Here is a 21161-nt window from a genome sequence, read left to right on the forward strand (position 1 = left end):
TCTTGACCTCAACCATCACGAAGCAGGACCGGCCGGGCACGTCCCGGCCGGTCCTTTCGAGCACCCTGACCCGGACGTCGGGCCTGGGCCTGGGCATTGCGATGCTCTGGTTCAGCCTCCTCGTCATGATCCCACTCGCCGCCGTCATCATCACTGCCTCCGAGGGCGGCTGGGACAACTTCTGGCGGGCGATCTCCAACAAGCAGACGGCCGAGGCCATTGCGCTGACGGTGCGCGCCGCCGCCGTCGTGACCGTCATCAACGTCTTCGCCGGCACCGCGATCGCCTGGATCCTGGTGCGCGACAAGTTTGTCGGCAAGTCCGTCCTCGACGTCATCATCGACATCCCGTTCGCGCTCCCGACGATCGTGGCCGGCCTCGTGCTGCTGTCGCTGTACGGCAACGACAGCCCGCTCGGCATCAACGTGGCCAAACAGCTCGAAGTCGGTCTACCTCGCGTTCTTGTTCGTGACGCTGCCCTTCGTGGTCCGCATGGTCCAGCCCGTGCTCGAAGGCTCGATGCCGACGTCGAGGAGGCTGCCGCGTCGCTGGGCGCCAGCCGGCTGACGATCTTCCGCCGCATCATCTTGCCGAGCCTGGCACCGGCCATCACCGCCGGCGCGGCCCTGTCGTTTGCCCGCGGCATGGGCGAGTACGGGTCGTTGGTGCTGCTGTCGGGCAACCTGCCGTTCAAGTCAGAGGTCGCCTCCGTGCGGATCCTCGGCGCGATCGAGAACGACAACCCCGCTGCGGCGGCTTCCGTCGCGACGCTGCTGCTGATCGTCTCGCTGCTCGTGATCATCCTGCTCGACGTCCTCCAGCGGAGGGTGGCCCGCCGTGGCTGACACCCAGCGGCTCGCCCGCCGCCCCTCCCGCCGCAAGGGCTGGTTCACGTACGTCCTGCGCTTCGCGGTCATCGGCTACCTGTTCCTGCTGATCGCCTGGCCCGTGTCGCTCGTCGTGACCAACACGTTCGAGAATGGCTTCGACTCGATCAACAACCTGTTGAACGACCCCGACATCGTCAGCGCGCTGCAGCTGACCGCCTTCGCCGCGGTCGTCGCAACGGCGATCAACACGGTCTTCGGCGTCGGGGTGTCGCTGCTGCTGGTGCGCTACGAGTTTCCGGGCAAACGGGTCTTCAGCGCACTGCTCGACCTGCCGCTGTCGGTCTCCCCCATCGTGGTGGGCCTGGCCCTCGTGCTGGTCTACGGCGGCCGAGGCGGCTGGTTCGGCCCCACCCTCGAGAGCTGGGGCCTGCGCATCATCTTCTCGACTCCCGGCATCATCATGGCCACCGCTTTCGTCGCCCTGCCGCTGGTGATCCGCGAGGTCGTCCCGGTCCTCAAGGAGATCGGCACCGAGCAAGAGCAGGCTGCCCGCAGCCTCGGCGCGAGCGGCTGGCAGACGTTCTGGCGGATCACGCTGCCCAGCATCAAGTGGGCCGTCGTGTACGGCGTCGTGCTGACCCTGGCCCGATCGTTGGGCGAGTTCGGTGCGGTCAAGGTCGTCTCGGGCAACGTCCTTGGTGAGACCCGGACCGCGACCCTCGCCGTCGAGGAGAAGTACCTCAACTTCGATCAGGAAGGCGCCTACGCCATCGCGTTCCTGCTGGCCAGCGTCTCCGTCATCTGCATCATCGTCGTCTCGGCGCTCCGCGCACGCGCGGGCCGACCCCGGACCCGAAAGGCACAACCATGAGCATCGACGTCATCGGTGTCAACAAGAACTTCGGCGACTTCGTCGCGCTGCAGGACATCAATCTCACGATCCCGACGGGCCAGCTGACCGCCTTGCTCGGCCCCAGCGGCGGTGGCAAGTCGACCCTGCTGCGCATCATCGCCGGGCTCGAGACCTCCGACAGCGGCACCATCACGATCGAGGGCTCCGACGCGACGAACCTTCCGGCCCAGAAGCGCAACGTCGGATTCGTGTTCCAGCACTATGCCGCGTTCAAGCACATGTCGGTGGCCAAGAACGTCGCCTTCGGCCTGGAGATCCGCAAGCGTCCCAAGGCCGAGATCAAGGCCAAGGTCGAGGAAGCTGCTGCAGCTCGTCCACCTCGAGCAGTTCTCGCACCGGCTGCCCTCACAGCTCTCAGGTGGTCAGCGCCAGCGCATGGCGCTCGCCCGCGCCCTGGCCATCGAGCCCAGCGTGCTGCTGCTCGACGAGCCGTTCGGCGCCCTCGACGCCAAGGTCCGCAAAGAGCTGCGCGACTGGTTGCGCCGACTGCACGACGAGGTCCACGTCACGACGGTGTTCGTGACCCACGACCAGGAGGAGGCTCTCGAGGTCGCCGACAGCATCGTGGTCATCAACGAGGGACGTATCGAGCAGATCGGCTCACCCGACGACCTGTACGACCGGCCGGCCAGCGACTTCGTGCTGTCCTTCCTCGGCCCGGTGACCAAGCTCGGCGACAACCTGATCCGTCCGCACGACATCGACATCACCCGCTACGAGCACGCCGCGACCGCCTCGGGCCGGATCACCCGGTGGACGCGGGTCGGCTTCGAGATCCGCCTCGAGGTCACCCCCGACGACAAGCTCCACCCCGATCCGGTGCAGGTCGTGGTGACTCGCGCCGAGGCGACGGCCCTGCAGCTTCACGAGGGCGACCTGGTCTGGCTTCGCCCACGCGTCGGGGCCGAGCAGGTCAGCCACTGACCCGGTGCCCCGTGTCCCGCTGCGGATATCTCCCGGCGGGGACGGGGCGCAGAGCAGCCCGCAGCTCGGCGCGCGACGTGATGCCCAGCTTGACGTAGGCGCGAGCCAGGTGGTTCTCGACGGTGCGCACCGAGAGACCCAGCTCGGCCGCGATGTCGGCATTGGACGCCCCGCCTGCCGCCAGCTCGGCCGCCAGCCGTTCGCGCGGGCTCAGCGGGTCGACGACCATCCCGCGCAGCAGCGGCGTCGTCGGACGTCCGATCTCGCCCAGCAGGGCATCAGCTCTCCGGCCAGCAGCGAGCGCGTCACGCCCACGACCGAGACGCGCCGCCACCGCGAACGCCTCGGCTGCGAACAGGGCTGACCCCACGTCGCAGAACAGGTCTCCCGCGACGGCAGCCGGCCCCGGTCCCGGTCCTCGATCCCGCGGGCGAGGGCGATGCGCGCCTGGGCCAGGGGCCCGACCCCCGGGAGCTCGGCGAGGCGTGCGGCGATCCCCTCCCGCTCGCCCATCCGCAGCCGCTCATGCAGGATCCACGCCTCGCTGCTGACGGCGTCGTCCTCGGCGGCCCGACGCTGCCCTTCGGCCATGATCATGGCAGCGCGGGCGGGGCTGCCATCGGCGTGCATCAGCCAGCCCCGCGCGATCGGCAGCTGGTCGATCAGGAAGCCGACACCGACCGGCAGTCGTCGAGCCGGGCCCGGAACTGTGGTTCGACGGCCGCACCCTGGCTGGCCGCGGCGACGCACAGCACACCGATCGCCAGACGTTCGCAGTCGACCATCCGGGCCGACGAGGCAGCGGCCAACGACCGCCTGGCCCACAGCGACGCCGTGGCCAGGTCGCCCACCTGCAACCAGGCAGCAGCGGCATTGAGGGCCGCCCAGGCGCGCCCCATGACGACGCCCTGAGCCAGCGAGAGGGTGTGGGCCCGTTCGGCATGATCGACCGCATCGGCCAGCCGTCCGTGCTCGCGCAGCGCATGGCTCGCGATCACCAGGTGCTTGCTCCGCGCTCCCGGCACGCTCGACTCGAGCGCCGACATGACCTGCCGTGTGCTGTCGTCGCGATCGTGATGGCCTCGTCCGTACGCCCGAGCAACGCCGTGGCGTGGGCGCGACTCGTCGCAAGCATCGATGTGACCGCCGACGGCAGCTCACGGTGGCCGGTCAGCCCGTCGAGCAGGCGCACGGCCTCACCGGCACGACCGCTGTAGATCAGCCCGTCGGCCTCGGCCACCGTAAACGCGGCGGTGACGAGCGGCGTGTCCGCGGATACCGGCGCGCCTGGGTTCGCAGCACCTCGACGGCACTGGCTCGGTCGAACCGGGCCCACAGGTTGACCTCGTGCAGCGTGATCGCCAGCACCACTGCGCTCGGCCCCGGCTCCACGGCTGCCAGCGCCGAGGTCAGCGTCTCGACCGCTTCAGCCGCGAGGCCCAGCTCTGCCTCGGCCCCAGCGGCAACTGTCGCGGCCTCGGCCAGCAGCCGCGTGCCGCCGACGTCGATCGCGGCATGTGCCAGACGTCGAGCCTGCTCGGCCGCACCACCGGCATTCGCGAGCCGGGCGGCAGCCAGCAGCCCATCTGGATCAGGCACGTCTCCGGCGTCCAGCGCCAGCACGGCGAGACGGACGAGGTCAGGTGCGTCCGACTCCCGTTCGAGCCGCACATGATCGCGCAGGACCGCCCGACGTTGCAGCGCGGTCAGGGCCTCCCAGATGACCTCGGCGTACAGCGGGTGAGCGAACCGGGCGACGTCGCCGTCGAAGGCAGCAACCTCCGCCGCGACCAGGGCGTCGACACCCGCGGCGTGTCCGGCGCGCTCGATCTGGGCGGCCCCGATGCGACCGACGCCGGCGAGGAACCGGGCGGCCGACGCAGCCACGTCGTCGACGGACTCCAGCCGGGCCAGCAGCATCTGCCGCAACCGCGTCGGCACCGAGAGCGGTCGAGTCATGACCCACCCGGCCATGGTGTGCCGGATCGCTGCCAGGGCTCGGGCCTCGCCGATCAGCTGACCGATGAACAACGCGTTGCCGCCCGAGCGCCGCCACAAGCCGTCGCTGAGAGCCGCGTCGACCGCATCACCCAGCAGCGCCGCCGCCAAGGCATCGGTCTCGACACGACTGAATGCCGGCAGCCGGATCAGGGCCGTCCCCGGGTCGTGCGCCACGGCCTCGACCCGTTCGGGGAGCGCCTCGTCGTGGAGCGGACGGTCGCAGCGACGGTGCAGCGCCTCGACCGGACCAGCTGCATCGCCACGGCGAAGGAGCAGGTCATCGCACCGGTCGATGTCATCGATCATGAGCACGCCGCCAACCGGCACGGCCTGCGCAGCCTGGGCGATGAGCTCGGCGAGGGTTCCGCTCGTCCGTTCGACCAGGTGGGCCAGAGCCGCGAGCGGCACGTGCGACATGGCTGCGTCTCCCCACGCCCGGACGGCGGCGCGGTCAGCGGTCGCATCGGCCAGCAGGTGCGTCTTGCCGACACCGGCCTCGCCGACCACCAGCACCAGGGAGATGTCCGGATCGGCGAGCGCAGCACGGAGCCGGGCACTCTGCTCTGCGCGACCGATCAGGGACATGACCTGAGTATGCCGCCGCGCCGCCCGGTGAGGCTGCGATCTCAGGGGATGTCCCACCTCACGGGATGCGGTGGCGGTACTCGCACTTCGTGGCCCGGTCGCGCGACGGGCCGCCGTAGCAGCGGTCCCGGGAGGTTCCACCGTCGAGCCGGTCCTTGCCAGCTTCGCCGTGCACGCGGTCCCGACCGGCCTCGCCGTACAGCCGGTCGTTGCCAGCACCGCCGTACAGCCGGTCGTTGCCGGCCCCGCCGCGCACCGTGTCGTGACCTCCCCGCCCGTACAGGAGATCCTTGCCACCGCCGCCGCTCACGACACCGGCTGCGTTGGTGCCGTACAACCGGTCGGCGCCGGCCCCGCCGATGATGTTGCGGACGCCCGAGATGGTCTCGACCCCCGATCCGATGCTGTTCTGCGGGCTGGTCCGGCCAGGTCGACCCGGACTCCCTTCGACGCCGGCAGACCGACGTACGAGATCGTGTCGTTGCCGGGCGACCTGCCCGCATGTGGCCCCCCGCCGTTGACGGTGTCATTTCCCAGGCCGGGGATCAGCAGATCGTCTCCCCCGTTGCCGATCAGGACGTCGTTGCCGACCCCTCCGACGAGACGGTTGGGGGCCGTTCCACCCGCGCAGGGTGTCGGCGAAGCTCGTGCCGGTGAGGTTCTCGACGCCGTGCTCGGCGTCGTGACCAGCACCACCGGTGTTCTGGGCCATCAGGTCGAGCCCGAAGCCGAGCGCGAACGTCACGCCAGCCGGGTGACCGACGTAGCTGATCGTGTCGATGCCGCTGCCGCCGATCGAGACGTCGTTGCCGTCGCGCGGCACGATCACGTCGTGGCCGGCGCCTGCATCGACCCAGTCATTGCCAGCGCCTCCGTCGACGGTGTCGTTGCCGCCCAGGGTGCAGATCGTGTCGTTGCCGCCCAGCGCCTGGATCGTGTCGTTGCCTGTCGTGCCGAGGATGACGTCGTCGCCTTCGGTCGGCAGCTGGCCGAGGGCCGTCGAGACTGTGACGGGCTTGCCGTCACAGCTCGTCTGCGACAGCGCCTGGAAGGACTGGGTCGCACCCCACACCAGCGCACCGCCGGTGGGCCGGAAGCCCAGCCGCCAGTAGTACGTCTGCCCTCCGACGAGGCTGGCGAACCCTGGCAGGCCATCCCAGTCGGTGCAGCTTCCACCCCGGTTGGCTGCTGTCGACCGCGAACGATTCCTCGTTCGACGTCGCGGGGCTGCCGAGCCGTGCTGCGCTCGATGCCCGCCGCAGGTAGATCGTCCCGGCGCGGTACTGCGTGAAGACCTTGCCCTCGGAGACCAGCCGAAGGCCGGGTGAAGGCACCACTGCCCGGGTTGTGGCTTGGGGTCGCGAACGTCGAGGGCTGGTCGTAGACGATGGCGTACTGTCCGGTTGCCGGATCGGCGCCACCACCGCTGCCGCTGGACGGGAAGACGTTGAGACCGACCTTGGGTCGTAGCGTCGGGTTCTGGTTCCCGTCGGCCACCGCGACATGGCCTTGCAGCGTCGTCATGCTCTGCAACGTGCTGGAGCGCACCGGGAAGCGGAACTCCCAGGTCGCGCCCGGTGCTGCCGGCCAGAGGTTGCCGTCTTGGGTGCGCCCCGAGATGTAGGCGAAGCTGCCAGCGCCGAAGTAGTTCGACGCGATGGCTCCGGCGCCCTGCGGGCAGTCTGCCGGATTGGTTGTCTGCGCACCGTTGATGTAGCACTGGATGGGCTGGGTGGTGTCGCGCGTCATCCCGGCGGCAGGGTGAAGCCCGGACGGAATCCGGTGCCCGAGCAGGCGTTGCCGATCCCGCCGACGACGACCCTGACGTAGAACGTCTGGTTGACCCCTGGCAGCGGTGGCGACTCGTCGAGGTCGGCGAGGGCACCGACCCAGGCACCGACGCCCTTGGAGACGTACGGGCTGCCCCAGATGATCGAGCCGCAGTCGACGACGTCGGAGTACTGGATCGACCCGTCGTAGAACTGCGGTGGATCACCGGCCGCCTGAGCGCCAGGCTGGAAGCGCCACCAAGGTGGTGACGACCAGCGCGATCGGACTCAGCACACGTATCAGCAGGCTCCGCACCGACATGGCTCTCCGCCTTCTCCCTTGCCGGCCTGGATCTGCCGGCTAGTCGGAGACTAAGGAGCGTGGTGCGCGCACGTCATGAGTGACGACTACTCAATTGCTCGGCTCGCGGGGAGCGGGCCTGGGCCCACAGACCGATCGCGAAGACGATCAGGCCCAGCACGGCCAGGACGACACCCACCAGGGCCGTCGCCCGGTAGCCGTGGCCGGCCGAGATGATGAGCGAGCCGAAGAACGCGCCGAGACCGTTCGCGACGTTGAGCGCCGAGTGGTTGAGCGCAGCGCCCAGCATCTGGGCCTCGCCAGCAGCATCCATCAGCCGGATCTGCAGGTTGATCGCGACGATCGAACCGAGCGCACCGACTGCGAACACCAGCAGCAGGGCCGGCACGGCTGCATGACCGCGAAGTAGAACGCCACGAGCACCAGCGCCGTCGCGACGAAGCCCCACAGCACCGAGCGCTCGACGTTCCAGTCGGCCAGGATTCCCGCGCCCCACGAGCCGGCGACCGAACCGATGCCGAACGCCAACGTGAAGACCGCGATCCACGACTCGGGACGGTCCATCGTCTTGGTGACGATCGGCGCGATGTAGCTGTACATCGCGAACAGGCCGCCGAAGCCGACCATGCCTGCCGAGACCGCGAACAGCACCTGCGGGCGCTTGAGCGCCGACAGCCACCGCGGACCGAGGCCCCCAGGTTCGCCGGCGAGTGCGGCACGAACACGTAGATCATGAGCGCCGCGCAGATCGCGATGCCGAGCACGGCCCAGTACGCGCTGCGCCATCCCAGCGCCTGCCCGAGGAGGGTGCTGGCCGGAACTCCGGCGACGGTGGCCACGGACAGGCCGAGCATGACCGAGCTGACCGCCCGGCCGCGCATCGCCGGTGCGACCATCGAGGCCGCGAGCAAGGAGGCGACGCCGAAGTAGGCTCCATGCGGCAGGCCGGAGATCAACCGCGCCAGCATGACGGGCAGGTAGCCGCTTGCGAGGGCGGTGATCGCATTGCCGACACCCAGCGCCAGGATCAGCCCGATCGCGAGCTTTCTTCGGCAGCCGGGCGCCCAGCGACACGATGATCGGTGCACCGACGACGACACCGAAGGCGTACGCCGTGATGATGTGGCCCGTCTCGGCGTTGCTGCGGCCGATGCCGTCGGCGATCTCCCGAGCAGACCCATCGTCATGAACTCGGTCGTGCCGATCGCGATCCGCCGAGCGCCAACGCGATCAGCGCCCACGTCACGTGGCGGGTGCGGATGGGGGCGTCGACGGCGGTCACACTTGAGGATAAGTGGCTGGACAGGGTGGCTATTCCACGCCCGACGCACGGCGTGCGTCAGATCACACGTCGCGCCGTCACCGGACCTTCCGGCTGCTCGCGCTCCGCGCCGTCACGGTCGCAAATCCTGTGCGTTGGGCCGAGACCCGCACGCTGAGCCGCTTGCGACGGTCCTTCTTGGTGACCTTGAGCTCGTCCGCGTCGCACCTGGGATCCTCACGGACCCGCGTACCACTGGTACGTGTAGGACGCAGCGCCCGCGCCACGATCCCTTCGACGCCACCTTGAGCCGCTTGCCGACCTTCGCCGTTCCAGAGATTCTCGGCCGCGCGGTGGCGAGGATCGCGACCCGCAGCGCGGACGAGGTCGACACACCGTCGAGCGCACCGGGCTTGGTCGCCCGGTTGCGGACCGAGATGCTGCGCCCTGCGTCGGCTGCGGTCAGGCGGTACGTCGAGCCCGTCGCGCCCGCGATCTCCACCCCGTTGCGCAACCAGACCCGGCTCAGGTCCTCCTGCTGGGGCTCGAAGACGGCGTCCTTCGCGGTCAGCACCGCACCGACCTTGCCGCTGCCGGAGACGACGGCTCCGCGCGATGGCCGCAAGCGTGGGCGCCGCCACGGAGACGGGTTCGCTGCGCCTGGACCCGGCGACGAATCCTGCGGCCGAGCGGGTCTCCACCACCGTCAGCGCGCTGCCGTGATCGGCAGGCACCACGGTGTACGTCGCGGACGTGGCGCCGGAGATCGGCGAGCCGTCCCGCTCCCACTGGAACGTCGACGCACCGACGTCGGACGGGATCCAGGTGGCCGAGTTGGCCGAGACCACGTCGCCTTCGCTGACCGTCGCGCCGGTCAGGAACGACGGCCGGTCGGGGCCGAAAAACCTTGCTCCGGCAGCTGCGTCAACGTCGTCGCCGCGACTCCCGGTGCCGCGCTGCCGGTCGTGTAGACGACTCCGCGAGCGTCGCGGACCAGCGTGTGGCCGCACCCGCTGCGATCTCGACGACCTTGTCGAGATCGGCCGGCTCGGACAGTGCGGTGTACGTCGACACCGTCGTCGGAGGTCCAGTCAGCTGCGACGAGCCGTTGGCACCGATCCCGTAGGCACGGCCATCGGTGCGGACGGCGAGGGTGCTCGTGCCCTGCGGATCGGCGGCCACGGCGACGAAGCCGGTCAGGCCGGTATCGGCCGGGCTGTACCGGGCGCGGTCGAGACGATACGGCCGTCGTTCAGCAGCACGGACATCGACGTCGCACCCGCCGCAACGGCCGTCGCGACGTAGCCGGAGGGCATCGCGGCGAACGGCGTCAGCGTCGTCACGTCGGACGTGGTCGCCAAGGTCAGCTGACGATCGGTGTTGCGTCCCGCGCCATGCACCTTGCCGGTCTTGTCGAGCACGACGCTGAAGTCGGCACCGGCATCGACCCCGGTCGCCTTGGTTCCTGGGGGCAGTCCCGTGAGCGGGGCCAACGTGGTCCGACCGGTCGCAGCCCCGGTCAGCTGGGAGCGATCGTTGCGGCCCGTGCCGTACGCCGTCCGTCGCTGCCGACCACGAGCGTGAAGTCACGACCCGCCGCCACGGCGGTGGCCTTGACGCCACCTGGCAGCCCCGGTGAGCGGACGCAGGTTCGTGACGTCGGCCGCTCCGGAGCCGGTCAGCGGGCCGAAGTCGTTGGCGCCTGCGCCGTACACCGCTCCGTCCGATCCGAGGACGACCGTGAAGTCAGGTCCGGCGTCGACCGCCGTGGCCGTCACGCCTGCTGGCAGGCCGGGGATCCGTCGCAGAACGCCGACCGTCCCGACCGGGGCCGCTGGCCGTCCGCTTCGAGCCGACGCCCACACCTCACCCGCCCCGTCGATGACCACGGTGTGCGCACCGCCAGCGGCGATGGTCTGTGCGCGCGGCTTGATCGTCTCGTCGACGCGGCCGGCCGCGGCCGGAACGCCCACCAGCGCGACCGAGGCGAGGGCCAGGGTCAGGGGAACAACGATCGTCGCAGGGGTCCGCATAAACGCCTTCTCGGTTGGGCTCTCCCCTACGAGAGCGCCCAACCGAGAGTTCGTGACGCGAGAAATCAGACGAGCGTTGCCAGCACCTCGAGCAACGTCGACGACGGACGCATGACGCCCTTCACCTTCTCCTCGTCGGGACGGTAGTAGCCGCCGATGTCGGCCGGCGATCCCTGGACGGCCAGGAGCCGTCGACGATCTTCTGCTCGTTGCTCGACAGCGCATCGGCGACCGCCGTGAACGCCGCAGCCAGCTCGGCGTCCTCGGTCTGCGTCGCCAGCCTCGGCCCAGTACAGCGCCAGGTAGAAGTGGCTTCCGCGGTTGTCGATCGTGCCGAGCTTGCGGCCCGGCGACTTGTTCTCGTCGAGGAACGTGCCGGTCGCCCGGTCGAGCGTGTCGGCAAGGATCTGCGCACGAGCGTTGCCCGTCGTGACGGCCATGTGCTCGAAGCCGAGGCCAGGGCCAGGAACTCGCCGAGGCTGTCCCAGCGCAGGTAGTTCTCCTTGACGAGCTGCTGCACGTGCTTGGGTGCCGAGCCGCCGGCGCCGGTCTCGAACAGTCCGCCACCGTTGATCAGCGGGACGATCGACAGCATCTTGGCGCTCGTGCCGAGCTCCAGGATCGGGAACAGGTCGGTGTTGTAGTCACGGAGCACGTTGCCGGTGACCGAGATCGTGTCCTCACCCTTGCGGATGCGGTCGATCGAGTACTGCGTCGCCGCGGCCGGGGCCATGATCTCGATCGTCAGGCCGTCGGTGTCGTGCTCCGGCAGGTACGCCTTGACCTTGGCGATCAGGTTGGCGTCGTGCGCGCGATCGGCGTCGAGCCAGAAGATCGCCGGCGTGCTGGACGCGCGAGCGCGGGTCACGGCGAGCTGACCCCAGTCGCGGATCGGGACGTCCTTGGTCTGGCAGGCGCGCCACACGTCACCGGGCTCGACGGCGTGCTCGATCAGCACGTTGCCGGCCGCGTCGACGACCTGGACCGTGCCGGCGGCAGCGATCTCGAACGTCTTGTCGTGGCTGCCGTACTCCTCGGCCGCCTGAGCCATCAGGCCGACGTTCGGCACCGAGCCCATCGTGGTCGGATCGTACGCACCGTTGGCGCGGCAGTCATCGATGACGGTCTGGTAGATCCCGGCGTACGAGCTGTCGGGGATCACGGCCAGCGTGTCGGCCTCGTTGCCGTCCGGGCCCCACATGTGGCCCGACGTGCGGATCATGGCCGGCATCGAGGCGTCGACGATGACATCGCTCGGCACGTGCAGGTTGGTGATGCCCTTGTCGGAGTCGACCATCGCGAGGGCGGGACCCTCGGCGATGCCCTGGTCGAAGGCCGCCTTGATCTCTGCGCCGTTGGGCAGTTTGTCGAGACCGGCGAGGATTCCGCCGAGGCCGTTGCTGGCGCTGAGCCCCGCAGCCTCGAGGTCGGCACCGTACTGCTCGAACACGGCCGGGAAGAACGCCTTGACGACGTGGCCGAAGATGATCGGGTCGGAGACCTTCATCATGGTGGCCTTCAGGTGCACTGAGAACAGCACACCTTCGTCCTTGGCGCGGGCGACCTGAGCCTTCAAGAACTCGTCGAGCGCTGCGGCGCGCATGACGGTTCCGTCGACGATCTCGCCGGCCAGCACGTTGAACGCGGGCTTGAGCCGCAGTGGTCGTGCCGTCGGCGGCGACGTGCTGGATCGAGATCGTCGTGTCGGCGTCGATCACGACGGACTTCTCGTTCGAGCGGAAGTCGTTCTCGCCCATCGTGGCGACGTTGGTCTTCGAGTCGCTGCTCCAGGCGCCCATCGAGTGCGGGTGCTTGCGTGCGTAGTTCTTGACCGAGAGCGGGGCACGACGGTCGGAGTTGCCCTCGCGCAGGACCGGGTTGACGGCGCTGCCCTTGACCTTGTCGTAGCGGGCGCGGACGTCCTTGTCCTCGTCGGTCTGCGGATCGTCCGGGTAGTCGGGCAGTGCGTAGCCCTGCTCCTGCAGCTCAGCGATCGCGGCCTTGAGCTGCGGGATCGACGCGCTGATGTTGGGCAGCTTGATGATGTTGGCTTCTGGCGTCTTGGCCAGGTCGCCGAGCTCGGCGAGGGCGTCGCCGATCTGCTGCTCGGGGGGTCAGACGATCGCCGAACAGGGCGATGATGCGCCCCGACAGCGAGATGTCGCGAGTCTCGATCTCGACGCCGGCGGTCGAGGCGTACGCCTCGATCACGGGGAGCAGTGAGTAGGTCGCCAGCGCGGGCGCCTCGTCGGTGTGGGTGTAGATGATCTTGGCCATGAGTGCGGTGACTCCTCCAGTCGGATGCCAAAAGATTGTTTGACATCAAGATATCTCACCTGTCGCGAAACCTTCAGCCTCCCCGCTCGCAGCCAGAATCGCCCTAATCTGACAGCCAAAGACTCAATCTCAGGAGGAGCCATGTCCACTCCCACTACTGCCCACAAGCTCGGCGCTGAGGCGCTGGGCACGTTCTGGCTGGTCCTCGGCGGTGTCGGTACCGCTGTCCTGGCCGGCGACGAAGTCGGCTTCGTCGGCATCGCGCTGGCCTTCGGCCTCACGGTGCTGACCGCGGCCTATGCCTTCGGCCCGATCTCCGGCGGACACTTCAATCCCGCCGTCACGGTCGGCCTGGCCACCGCCAAGCGCTTCGACTGGAAAGAGGTGCCTGGCTACTTCGGTGCCCAGCTCGTCGGCGCGATCGTCGCGTCCGCCGTGCTGTACGTCATCGCGTCGGGTACCGACGGATTCGACGCCAAGGCCAGCGGCTTCGGCACCAACGGCTTCGGCGACCGCTCCCCCGGTGGTTACAGCCTGGCCGCCGTGATCGTCACCGAGATCGTTCTGACCGCCTTCTTCCTCTACATCATCTTCGGGGCGACCGCCAAGCGCGCGGCCGTCGGCTTCGCCGGACTGTCGATCGGCCTCGGCCTGACGCTGATCCACCTCATCTCCATCCCGGTCGACGGCACCTCGGTCAACCCCGCACGCTCGATCGGCCCGGCCCTGTTCGCCGGAGGAGATGCCATCCAGCAGCTGTGGGTGTTCATCCTGGCCCCGATCATCGGTGCTGCGATTGCAGGTGTCACGCACGCCCTGATCGTCGGCGAGGACGACGACTGAGGACTCCTGGTGATCGGGCCGCGGCTCGGCCCATAGCCGATGCCCAGACGGGCCCGATCACCGGGTTGCCCCCACTATGGAGAAAGGTGCAACTGCGCTAGTTTCGAAATGTAGGTCACACCTCGACACCTCCCAAGGAGCACGACTCGTGAGCACAACACCCGTCAAGGTCGCCGTCACCGGCGCCGCAGGCCAAATCGGTTACAGCCTCCTCTTCCGTCTTGCCAGCGGCTCACTGCTCGGACCGGACACTCCGATCCAGCCGGCTGCTCGAGATCACACCGGCGCTCAAGGCCCTCGAAGGTGTCGTGATGGAGCTCGATGACTGCGCGTTCCCGACCTTGGCCGGTGTCGAGATCGGTGACGACCCCGAAGTGATCTTCGACGGCGTCAACCTCGCCCTGCTGGTCGGCGCTCGTCCGCGCGGACCGGGCATGGAGCGCGGTGACCTGCTGTCGGCCAATGGCGCGATCTTCACCGCCCAGGGCAAGGCTCTGAACGCCGTGGCCGCCGACGACGTGCGCATCGGCGTGACCGGCAACCCCGCCAACACCAACGCCCTCATCGCGATGAGCAACGCCCCCGACATCCCGGCCGACCGGTTCAGCGCCCTGACCCGGCTCGATCACAACCGGGCCATCTCGCAGCTCGCTGCCAAGACTGGCGCGTCCGTCACCGACATCAAGAAGATGACGATCTGGGGCAATCACTCCGCCACGCAGTACCCCGACATCTTCCACGCCGAGATCGCCGGCAAGAACGCCGCCCGAGTCGGTCAACGACCAGGACTGGATCGAGAACACGTTCATCCCGACGGTGGCCAAGCGTGGTGCGGCGATCATCGACGCGCGCGGTTCCTCGTCGGCCGCTTCGGCTGCCTCGGCGACGATCGACGCAGCCCGTGATTGGCTGACCGGCACCCCCGAGGGCGACTGGGCCTCGATGGCGGTGCGCTCCGACGGCTCGTACGGCGTCCCGGAGGGCCTGATCTACTCCTTCCCCGTCACGACGAGCAACGGTGACTGGGAGATCGTCCAGGGTCTCGAGATCGACGACTTCAGCCGCCAGAAGATGGACGCCACGGCCAAAGGAGCTCGAAGAAGAACGAGCCGCCGTCAAGGACCTCGGCCTCATCTAACCCACCCCACCCCACCGCTGAGGAGGTGGTCGTGGCCCTTCGGGGAGGTGGTTGTCGTCCTGCTGCAGGACGACAACCACCTCGCGAGAGGGCGACAACCCCCTCCTCAGCGCGGTTGGGGGGGGTTAGTGGGGTTGGGTGGGGATGATCAGGGCGAGGACGACCAGCGCGACGCCGAGGATCGACATCCAGGTGATGTCGAACATCTGCCCCGCACCCGCAGCATCCCGGTGTGGTCGATCGGCACGACCGACCGAGCCACGGCGCCCACCATGAAGGCCACGCCGATCGCGATGATCCCCGTGCGCCACAGCCCGACCGCGACCAGCACCAGGCCGACGGCGACCGTCAGCAGCTGCAGCAGGTACAGCTGCGAGCCACGGCTGCGGGGACCTCTCACTGGCTCAGTCGCTCCGCGGTGTCGACGACATTGGCCAGCAGCAGGGCGCGGGTCATCGGACCCACACCACCGGGATTCGGCGAGACCCACCCGGCCACCTCGACCGCGCCGGGGCTGACGTCGCCCACGATGCCGTTCTCGTCCCGGCTGACCCCCACGTCGAGCAGCGCGGCTCCCGGCTTGACCATGTCGGCGGTGATGATGCCCGGGACGCCAGCGGCCGCGATCACGATGTCGGCTCGTCGCACCTCGGCGGCCAGATCGGTCGTGCCGGTGTGGCACAACGCGACCGTCGCATCTCGCTGCGACGGGTCAGCAGCAAGCCGATCGGACGTCCGACGGTGATGCCGCGACCGACGACGACGACGTGCTGCCCTGCGATCGGGACGTCATGGCGACGCAACAGCTCGATGATCCGCGCGGCGTGCACGGCAACGGAGCTTCCTTGCCCAGCACGAGCCAGCCCAGGTTGGTCGGGTGCAGGCCGTCGGCGTCCTTGGCCGGGTCGATGCGGCCGATCGCCGCATTCTCGTCGAGCCCCTTGGGCAGCGGCAGCTGCAGGATGTAGCCCGTGCACGTCGGATCGGCGTTGAGCTGATCGATCGCGGCTTCGACGTCGGCCTGCGACGCGCTCTCGGGCAGATCGATGCGGATCGACTCGATGCCGACCTCGGCGCAGTCGCGGTGCTTGCCTGCGACATACCACTGGGATCCCGGGTCGTTGCCGACCAGGATCGTGCCGAGCCCCGGCACGACGCCCTTCTCGCGCAACGCCGTCACGCGCACGCGAAGCTCGCCCTTGATCGCGGCCGCAGCCGCCTTGCCATCCAGAATCTGCGCAGTCACGGGGACGAGTCTTTCACGTCTCAACAGAGCAGATTCGTCGGGCGGCCATGGTGACGGCGGGTTGGCGCATAGACTTCCTCCACATCCCTGGGCACGAGGGAAGCTGTCCGAACGTCAGAAGCGGTGAGGGAGGGTCCATGGTCGAGCGCGCACAACTGTCCCAGGAACGCAGCCGGGCCCGCCGCGAGGCCCTGCTCGATGCCGCGATCGACCTGTTCGCCGAGGGCGGCTCGCGCGCTATCACCCACCGGGCCGTCGCCGCCCGCGCCGGACTCCCCTCAGCCACGACGACCTACTACTTCGAGTCGATCGACGAGCTGATCCGAGCAGCTCCTCAGCGGTCACATCGTGTCGTGGACGGCCGAGCTCGAGGCCTTCACCGCCGTCGACCTCGAGATCGACGTGGGCCTCGACGACGCCGCCGAGTTCATCGGCGCACTGTTCGCGACCCGCGGGCCCGAGGTCGCGGCGCTTGAGCTGTCGATCTTTCTCGCAGCGGCGCGCGAGCCGAGCCTGCGAGACGTGTCGTCGCGCGCACTCCAAGCCCTCGAGTCGCTCGCCTCCTCGCTGCTGTCTCGGGTCGGAGTGGCCGAGGCACAGATGCTGGCGGCCTCGATCGTCGCGCTGATCATCGGTACGGCGGTACGGCGGCAGTCGACGCTGTACTCCGAGACCGACGAGGCTCGCATCTTGGCCACGGCGATCCGGGCAGCTATCGCCGCGCATGCGCTCGGATCCCACGGGGTCGACGAAGCGCTCGGGGCGCTGCGTTCTGGCCGCTGACGTCTAGACGGGAGTGGCCCGCTCCGCGGCTTCGCGCTGCGTCATCGCCAGCCACGTCACGGCGACCAGCACCAGGGCGCCGCCGATCGCCTGCACGCCCGTGAACGACTCCGCCAGAAGCCAGGTCGCCATCCCAACCGTCACGACTGGCTCCAACGTCGAGAGCACCGACGTCGACGTCGGACCCAGCAACGGGAGCCCGCCGAAGAACGCGATGATCGCGACGGCCGTGCACAGCACCGCGATCGCGACGAGGTTTCGACCAGCCGCTGACCGAGTCCGGGAAGGACGACGGACGACCGATCGCCGCCAGCCCGGCCACGATCACCCCGCTGGCGACCGCGGCCGAGACGCACACGATCGTCGACACCGCGATGACGTCGAGATCGGCGGTGACGACCGAGCCGACCGTGATGTAGACCGAGTAGATGATCGCGGCGCCGATCGCCAGCAGGTAGCCCAGCGGGCGGCCCGATCCCCCCGCCGACGACGAGAGCCGTCCCGATCAGTGCGAGCGCCAGTGCCAGCGCCGTGACCAGCCCGATCCGCTCACGCAGGAAGACCGCGGCGAGGACCGCGACGAACGCCGGGAACAGGTACAGCAGCAGGGCGACGAGGCTCGCCTGGGCGTGCTCGAGCGCCAAGAAGTAGCAGTACGACTGCCCGACGTACCCGATGCCGCCCATCGCCGCGACGGAAGACACTGCCGACGGCTGGGCCACCGGATGCCTCGTACCTGCGATGACCGCGACCAGCACGACCGAGGCGAGAGCAAACCGGACGAAGATCAGCGCGGGCGTGTCGATGCCGTCCTCGTGCGCCCAGACGCCGAAGATCGCCATCGACCCGAAGGCCACGGCTGACAGGGCGATCAGCAGCGCCCCTGTCAGCCGTGCGGACATCAGTGGAAGAAGTGCCGGGTGCCTGTGACGTACATCGTCACGCCAGCCGCGTTCGCAGCGGCGATCGACTCGTCGTCACGCACCGAGCCACCCGGCTGCACGACGGCCTTGACCCCGGCGTCGAGCAGCACCTGGAGCCCGTCGGCGAACGGGAAGAAGGCGTCGGAGGCGGCAACCGAGCCGGTGGCCCGCTCGTCACCGGCCCGCTCGACTGCCAGCTTGCACGAGTCGACCCGGTTGACCTGACCCATGCCGACACCCACCGAGGCGCCGTCCTTGGCCAGCAGGATGGCATTGGACTTCACCGCGCGGCACGCGGTCCAGGCGAACTCGAGGTCGGCGAGGGTCGCGTCGTCGGCGGGCTCACCGGCGACCAGCGTCCAGGTGGACGGCGCATCGCCCTCGGCGTCGACGTGATCGCGTATCTGCACCAGGACGCCGCCGCTGATCTGGCGGAACTCGGCCGGGGCGTCGGTGCCGTCGGCGCACTGGAGGATGCGGATGTTCTTCTTGCCCTGCAGCACCTCGACGGCACCGGCCTCGTAGCCGGGCGCCACGATGACCTCGGTGAAGACCTCGGCGACCTGCTGGGCCATCGCGACGCTGACCGGGCGGTTGGTCGCGATGACGCCGCCGAAGGCCGAGACGGGATCGCAGGCGTGCGCACGCGCATGGGCCTCGGCGACATCGGCACCGACCGCGATGCCGCACGGGTTGGCGTGCTTGATGATCGCAACGGCCGGCAGCTCGAAGTCGTAGGCAGCGCGACGGGCGGCATCGGTGTCGACGTAGTCGTTGTACGACATCTCCTTGCCGTGCAGCTGCTCGGCCTCGGCGAGTCCACCCGTGCCGTCGGTGTAGAGCGCGGCCTGCTGGTGCGGGTTCTCGCCGTAGCGCAGCACGGCCGACTTGTCCCAGGTCTCACCAGCGAACTCGGGCCAGCCGCCAACCTCGGGCAACGCTGTGGCGCCGACATAGGTGCTCGCGAACCACGAGGCGACTGTGACGTCGTAGGCAGCGGTGTGCGCGAAGGCCTGCGCGGCTAGACGCTTGCGCTGGTCGAGGGTGAAGCCACCGGACGCCAGCGCCCCACGAACTGCGTCGTACGCACCGGGCGACACGACGACCGACACGCTCGGGTGGTTCTTGGCCGCTGCCCGGACCATGGACGGTCCACCGATGTCGATCTGCTCGACGCACTCGTCGGGCGTCGCTCCCGAGGACACCGTGGCCTTGAACGGGTAGAGGTTCACGATGACCAAGTCGAAGGGCTCGACGTCGAGCTCGGCGAGCTGTGCGACGTGCGAGTCGAGACGCAGATCAGCCAGGATGCCGGCGTGGACGCGCGGGTGCAGCGTCTTGACCCGGCCGTCGAGGCACTCGGGGAATCCGGTGAGCGCCTCGACCGGGGTCACCGGGACGCCGGCAGCCTCGATCGTCTTGGCGGTCGATCCGGTCGACACGATCGACACGCCAGCAGCGTGCAGGTCACGGGCGAGCCTTCGAGGCCGGTCTTGTCGTAGACCGAGATGAGGGCCCGCTTGAGGGGGCGCACGTCTGTCAGGTTGCCGTCTGTCATGTCTAGTCTCCTGCGAGCCGCACGGCCCGGTCGTCGAGGTGGAAGTCGTTGCGCGCCAGGGTGCCGACCCATTCGACCAGCATGGCGCGCTCGCTGGTCTTGATCCGTTCGTGCAAGGTGCTCTCGTCGTCGTCGGCCAGGACCGGGACCGCGACCTGCGCGACGATCGGACCGGTGTCGACGCCTTCGTCGACCACGAACAGGGTGGCTCCCGTGATCTTGACGCCGTAGGCCAGCGCATCGCGCGGACCGTGCATGCCAGGGAATGACGGCGACAGCGCAGGATGCGTGTTGAGCGTGCGCCCGCCGAACCGCGACAAGAACGCCGGTCCGGTGAGCTTCATGAAGCCCGCGAGGACCACGAGATCGGGCTCGTACGCCGCCACGGTCTCACCGAGCGCCTCGTCCCAGGCTGCCCGGTCGTCGAAGTCCTTGGTCGACAGCACGAACGTCGCGATGCCGTGGCGCTCGGCCCTGGCCAGACCTTCGATGCCGTGGCGGTCGGCTCCGACCGCCACGATCTGGCGCCGTACTCGGCGTCGGCTGCGGCATCAATCAACGCTTGGAGATTGGTGCCACTTCCTGAGACGAGAACGACCAGGCGCGCTGGTGTCCGAGGGGCGGGAGGCACGCCCCCCACGATAGTGGGCGAGCGCCGCGCCGAATGCGCCGCCTACCGCCATGCTGCCGGTCGCGACCAGCAGCGGCGTCAGCAGCGGGGGTCCGACATCTGCCATCCGTCCCGGACCGATCGCACCGTGCGACAGAGCGACCAGGACACCCAGCACGAGACCTGCGAGCGCGCCGGCTGCAGCGCCCATCACGGTCCGGAGGCCCACGCCGGTGTCGTCGGGGGTGCGCAGCCGCCAGCCGCACAGCATGCCTGCGAGCACCGGCACCAGGCCCAGGACGAAGACCCAGCCGGGAAACTCACCGGGTGTCGGCAGGGCCGCGAACAGCGGGAAGCCCGGCACCTGCCCGAGCTGGGCGCCGGTGAGGTCGACCGAGGTGTCGGTGCCGAGCGCGAAGCCGGGGCCGATCAAGGCCGACACGGTCCACAGGATGACGGTCGGAACGGCCAGCAGCGAGCCGACTCCGAGCGCAACGCCGCCACCGGCTCCGGGGTCGAGAGCGGCCCACAGGTCACCGGCCTGCGTCATCGACGCGATCAGGAGCACCGCCACGACGACGGTCGCCGCCAGCAGCACAGCCACGACGCCCGGCAGCGCCGCACGGATCGTCGCACGGACGTTCTCGGGGGTCGTGAACCACCAGCGCTCGGCGTCACCGTGACGCATCACACTGCCCCACGCCGCACCCAGGCCGCCGACGACGAAGCCTGCGCAGGCAGCCCGGACGGCGGACCCCTCCACATCGCCGGAGTTGGTCAGAGCCGACGCGATGGCGGCGAAGATGCCGTACGCGCCGGCAGTCGAGGCTGCGAAGGCGGCCAGGTCTTCCTGCGGCTCGACCACGATCCAGCGGGCGGATCGGGCGACCAGCGCGATGCAGACCAGCGTCGCGCCCAACGGGACCAGCTCGAAGACCACGGTGCCTGAGTCGATGCCGCCGCCCATCGCGACCAGCCACGTGCGGACGCTGACGCGGACGGTGGAGATCAGTGAGGCGCCGATCCCGCCCTGCGCCAGCAGGACGAACAGCGCCGCGACGGCCCAGGAGATCAAGGCGGCCACCAGCGCGGTGAGGAACGCCGCACGCAGGTAGGAGGATTCGGCGGGCGCAGGCACTGCTTCA

The 21161-nt window shown here is 69.3% G+C and carries 27 protein-coding genes and 8 pseudogenes; 9 read left to right on the top strand and 26 right to left on the bottom strand.

Going from position 1 to position 21161, the window contains the following annotated elements; all coding sequences use genetic code 11:
* The first annotated feature begins 2 nt into the window (after nt 1-2).
* The 4 genes and pseudogenes from ACHMWU_RS05660 (at nt 3) to ACHMWU_RS05675 (ending at nt 2667) form a co-directional block, all read left to right on the top strand.
* Nucleotides 3-845, top strand: a complete 843-nt coding sequence (locus tag ACHMWU_RS05660) for an ABC transporter permease (RefSeq protein WP_396042051.1) — start codon at nt 3-5, stop codon at nt 843-845.
* Entirely contained in the window at nt 838-1701 is an 864-nt protein-coding gene (locus ACHMWU_RS05665; RefSeq protein ID WP_396042052.1) for a sulfate ABC transporter permease, read from the top strand. The genes ACHMWU_RS05660 and ACHMWU_RS05665 overlap by 8 nt, the downstream gene beginning before the upstream one ends.
* Nucleotides 1698-1958 (top strand): annotated as a pseudogene (locus tag ACHMWU_RS05670) (ATP-binding cassette domain-containing protein); the annotation flags it as partial. The gene ACHMWU_RS05665 and the pseudogene ACHMWU_RS05670, both read left to right, overlap by 4 nt.
* Nucleotides 1945-2667, top strand: a complete 723-nt coding sequence (locus ACHMWU_RS05675) for a sulfate/molybdate ABC transporter ATP-binding protein (protein ID WP_396042053.1) — start codon at nt 1945-1947, stop codon at nt 2665-2667. The pseudogene ACHMWU_RS05670 and the gene ACHMWU_RS05675, both read left to right, overlap by 14 nt.
* Here ACHMWU_RS05675 and ACHMWU_RS05680 read toward each other — a convergent pair.
* The 8 genes from ACHMWU_RS05680 to ACHMWU_RS05715 are packed head-to-tail and all read right to left on the bottom strand — an operon-like array spanning nt 2657 to nt 6325.
* The gene (locus tag ACHMWU_RS05680; RefSeq protein WP_396042054.1) at nt 2657-2896 is read right to left on the bottom strand and encodes a helix-turn-helix transcriptional regulator; all 240 of its coding nucleotides are present in this window, start codon (nt 2894-2896) and stop codon (nt 2657-2659) included. The genes ACHMWU_RS05675 and ACHMWU_RS05680 overlap by 11 nt on opposite strands.
* Entirely contained in the window at nt 2878-3297 is a 420-nt protein-coding gene (locus tag ACHMWU_RS05685) for a hypothetical protein (protein WP_396042055.1), read from the bottom strand. The genes ACHMWU_RS05680 and ACHMWU_RS05685 overlap by 19 nt, the downstream gene beginning before the upstream one ends.
* A 32-nt stretch (nt 3298-3329) precedes the next feature.
* Entirely contained in the window at nt 3330-3713 is a 384-nt protein-coding gene (locus ACHMWU_RS05690) for a hypothetical protein (RefSeq protein WP_396042056.1), read from the bottom strand.
* Nucleotides 3662-3907 carry a hypothetical protein gene (locus tag ACHMWU_RS05695; RefSeq protein WP_396042057.1) on the bottom strand — a complete coding sequence of 82 codons (246 nt, stop codon included), beginning with the start codon at nt 3905-3907 and terminating at the stop codon, nt 3662-3664. The genes ACHMWU_RS05690 and ACHMWU_RS05695 overlap by 52 nt, the downstream gene beginning before the upstream one ends.
* Complete coding sequence (locus tag ACHMWU_RS05700) at nt 3886-5253, bottom strand: hypothetical protein (RefSeq protein WP_396042058.1); 1368 nt, start codon at nt 5251-5253, stop codon at nt 3886-3888. Before ACHMWU_RS05700 ends, ACHMWU_RS05695 begins: the two co-directional genes overlap by 22 nt.
* 58 nt (nt 5254-5311) lie before the next feature.
* Nucleotides 5312-5656, bottom strand: a complete 345-nt coding sequence (locus tag ACHMWU_RS05705; RefSeq protein WP_396042968.1) for a calcium-binding protein — start codon at nt 5654-5656, stop codon at nt 5312-5314.
* Complete coding sequence (locus ACHMWU_RS05710; protein WP_396042970.1) at nt 5560-5829, bottom strand: hypothetical protein; 270 nt, start codon at nt 5827-5829, stop codon at nt 5560-5562. Before ACHMWU_RS05710 ends, ACHMWU_RS05705 begins: the two co-directional genes overlap by 97 nt.
* Complete coding sequence (locus ACHMWU_RS05715; protein WP_396042059.1) at nt 5780-6325, bottom strand: calcium-binding protein; 546 nt, start codon at nt 6323-6325, stop codon at nt 5780-5782. Before ACHMWU_RS05715 ends, ACHMWU_RS05710 begins: the two co-directional genes overlap by 50 nt.
* A gap of 767 nt (nt 6326-7092) precedes the next feature.
* On the opposite strand from ACHMWU_RS05715, the gene ACHMWU_RS05720 reads away from it, so the two are divergent.
* Nucleotides 7093-7233: a hypothetical protein gene (locus tag ACHMWU_RS05720; RefSeq protein WP_396042060.1), complete on the top strand. Its 141-nt coding sequence runs from the start codon at nt 7093-7095 to the stop codon at nt 7231-7233.
* Nucleotides 7234-7417: 184 nt separating this feature from the next.
* Here ACHMWU_RS05720 and ACHMWU_RS05725 read toward each other — a convergent pair whose 3' ends face one another.
* The 11 genes and pseudogenes from ACHMWU_RS05725 to ACHMWU_RS05775 form a co-directional block, all read right to left on the bottom strand.
* Nucleotides 7418-7714, bottom strand: a complete 297-nt coding sequence (locus tag ACHMWU_RS05725) for a hypothetical protein (protein ID WP_396043065.1) — start codon at nt 7712-7714, stop codon at nt 7418-7420.
* Nucleotides 7657-7995 (bottom strand): hypothetical protein, encoded by a 339-nt coding sequence (locus ACHMWU_RS05730; RefSeq protein WP_396043067.1) that lies wholly within the window; start codon nt 7993-7995, stop codon nt 7657-7659. The genes ACHMWU_RS05725 and ACHMWU_RS05730 overlap by 58 nt, the downstream gene beginning before the upstream one ends.
* A gap of 20 nt (nt 7996-8015) precedes the next feature.
* Nucleotides 8016-8531, bottom strand: a pseudogene (locus tag ACHMWU_RS05735) (MFS transporter); the annotation flags it as partial.
* A 172-nt stretch (nt 8532-8703) separates the two neighbouring features.
* Complete coding sequence (locus tag ACHMWU_RS05740) at nt 8704-9453, bottom strand: hypothetical protein (protein WP_396042062.1); 750 nt, start codon at nt 9451-9453, stop codon at nt 8704-8706.
* Nucleotides 9454-9529: 76 nt separating this feature from the next.
* The gene (locus ACHMWU_RS05745; RefSeq protein WP_396042063.1) at nt 9530-9787 is read right to left on the bottom strand and encodes a hypothetical protein; all 258 of its coding nucleotides are present in this window, start codon (nt 9785-9787) and stop codon (nt 9530-9532) included.
* A 14-nt stretch (nt 9788-9801) separates the two neighbouring features.
* Nucleotides 9802-10098: an RCC1-like domain-containing protein gene (locus ACHMWU_RS05750; protein ID WP_396042064.1), complete on the bottom strand. Its 297-nt coding sequence runs from the start codon at nt 10096-10098 to the stop codon at nt 9802-9804.
* A 93-nt stretch (nt 10099-10191) separates the two neighbouring features.
* Nucleotides 10192-10638: a hypothetical protein gene (locus ACHMWU_RS05755; RefSeq protein WP_396042065.1), complete on the bottom strand. Its 447-nt coding sequence runs from the start codon at nt 10636-10638 to the stop codon at nt 10192-10194.
* Between the two features lie 65 nt (nt 10639-10703).
* The gene (locus ACHMWU_RS05760) at nt 10704-10796 is read right to left on the bottom strand and encodes a hypothetical protein (RefSeq protein WP_396042972.1); all 93 of its coding nucleotides are present in this window, start codon (nt 10794-10796) and stop codon (nt 10704-10706) included.
* A complete protein-coding gene (locus tag ACHMWU_RS05765) occupies nt 10760-12274 on the bottom strand; it encodes an NADP-dependent isocitrate dehydrogenase (protein WP_396042066.1) in 1515 nt (504 codons plus the stop codon). Before ACHMWU_RS05765 ends, ACHMWU_RS05760 begins: the two co-directional genes overlap by 37 nt.
* A 64-nt stretch (nt 12275-12338) precedes the next feature.
* Nucleotides 12339-12737: pseudogene (locus tag ACHMWU_RS05770) on the bottom strand (NADP-dependent isocitrate dehydrogenase); the annotation flags it as partial.
* Entirely contained in the window at nt 12625-12915 is a 291-nt protein-coding gene (locus ACHMWU_RS05775) for an NADP-dependent isocitrate dehydrogenase (protein ID WP_396042067.1), read from the bottom strand. The pseudogene ACHMWU_RS05770 and the gene ACHMWU_RS05775, both read right to left, overlap by 113 nt.
* Nucleotides 12916-13056: 141 nt before the next feature.
* On the opposite strand from ACHMWU_RS05775, the gene aqpZ reads away from it, so the two are divergent.
* Nucleotides 13057-13758 carry an aquaporin Z gene (gene aqpZ / locus ACHMWU_RS05780; RefSeq protein ID WP_396042068.1) on the top strand — a complete coding sequence of 234 codons (702 nt, stop codon included), beginning with the start codon at nt 13057-13059 and terminating at the stop codon, nt 13756-13758.
* A gap of 148 nt (nt 13759-13906) precedes the next feature.
* Nucleotides 13907-14896: pseudogene (locus ACHMWU_RS05785) on the top strand (malate dehydrogenase).
* Between the two features lie 148 nt (nt 14897-15044).
* Here the strand turns inward: ACHMWU_RS05785 and ACHMWU_RS05790 are convergent.
* Nucleotides 15045-15296, bottom strand: coding sequence for a DUF3017 domain-containing protein (locus ACHMWU_RS05790; RefSeq protein WP_396042069.1), 252 nt, complete (start codon nt 15294-15296; stop codon nt 15045-15047).
* Nucleotides 15293-16142, bottom strand: a pseudogene (locus ACHMWU_RS05795) (bifunctional methylenetetrahydrofolate dehydrogenase/methenyltetrahydrofolate cyclohydrolase). Before ACHMWU_RS05795 ends, ACHMWU_RS05790 begins: the two are co-directional and overlap by 4 nt.
* A gap of 137 nt (nt 16143-16279) precedes the next feature.
* On the opposite strand from ACHMWU_RS05795, the pseudogene ACHMWU_RS05800 reads away from it, so the two are divergent.
* Nucleotides 16280-16462, top strand: a pseudogene (locus ACHMWU_RS05800) (TetR/AcrR family transcriptional regulator); the annotation flags it as partial.
* A 28-nt stretch (nt 16463-16490) separates the two neighbouring features.
* On the top strand, nt 16491-16925 hold the full coding sequence (locus tag ACHMWU_RS05805; protein ID WP_396042070.1) for a hypothetical protein: 435 nt from the start codon (nt 16491-16493) through the stop codon (nt 16923-16925).
* Between the two features lie 3 nt (nt 16926-16928).
* Here ACHMWU_RS05805 and ACHMWU_RS05810 read toward each other — a convergent pair whose 3' ends face one another.
* The 5 genes and pseudogenes from ACHMWU_RS05810 to ACHMWU_RS05830 form a co-directional block, all read right to left on the bottom strand.
* Entirely contained in the window at nt 16929-17165 is a 237-nt protein-coding gene (locus ACHMWU_RS05810; protein WP_396042071.1) for an EamA family transporter, read from the bottom strand.
* Entirely contained in the window at nt 17066-17827 is a 762-nt protein-coding gene (locus tag ACHMWU_RS05815) for a DMT family transporter (RefSeq protein WP_396042072.1), read from the bottom strand. Before ACHMWU_RS05815 ends, ACHMWU_RS05810 begins: the two co-directional genes overlap by 100 nt.
* A pseudogene (purH, locus tag ACHMWU_RS05820) lies at nt 17827-19391 on the bottom strand (bifunctional phosphoribosylaminoimidazolecarboxamide formyltransferase/IMP cyclohydrolase). The gene ACHMWU_RS05815 and the pseudogene purH overlap by 1 nt, the downstream one beginning before the upstream one ends.
* Nucleotides 19392-19408: 17 nt before the next feature.
* Nucleotides 19409-20049: pseudogene (gene purN, locus ACHMWU_RS05825) on the bottom strand (phosphoribosylglycinamide formyltransferase).
* Nucleotides 19958-21154, bottom strand: a complete 1197-nt coding sequence (locus tag ACHMWU_RS05830; RefSeq protein WP_396042073.1) for a DUF6350 family protein — start codon at nt 21152-21154, stop codon at nt 19958-19960. Before ACHMWU_RS05830 ends, purN begins: the two are co-directional and overlap by 92 nt.
* Between the last annotated feature and the right edge of the window lie 7 nt (nt 21155-21161).

Source organism: Aeromicrobium sp. UC242_57 (genome assembly GCF_044452305.1).
GTDB lineage: Bacteria > Actinomycetota > Actinomycetes > Propionibacteriales > Nocardioidaceae > Aeromicrobium.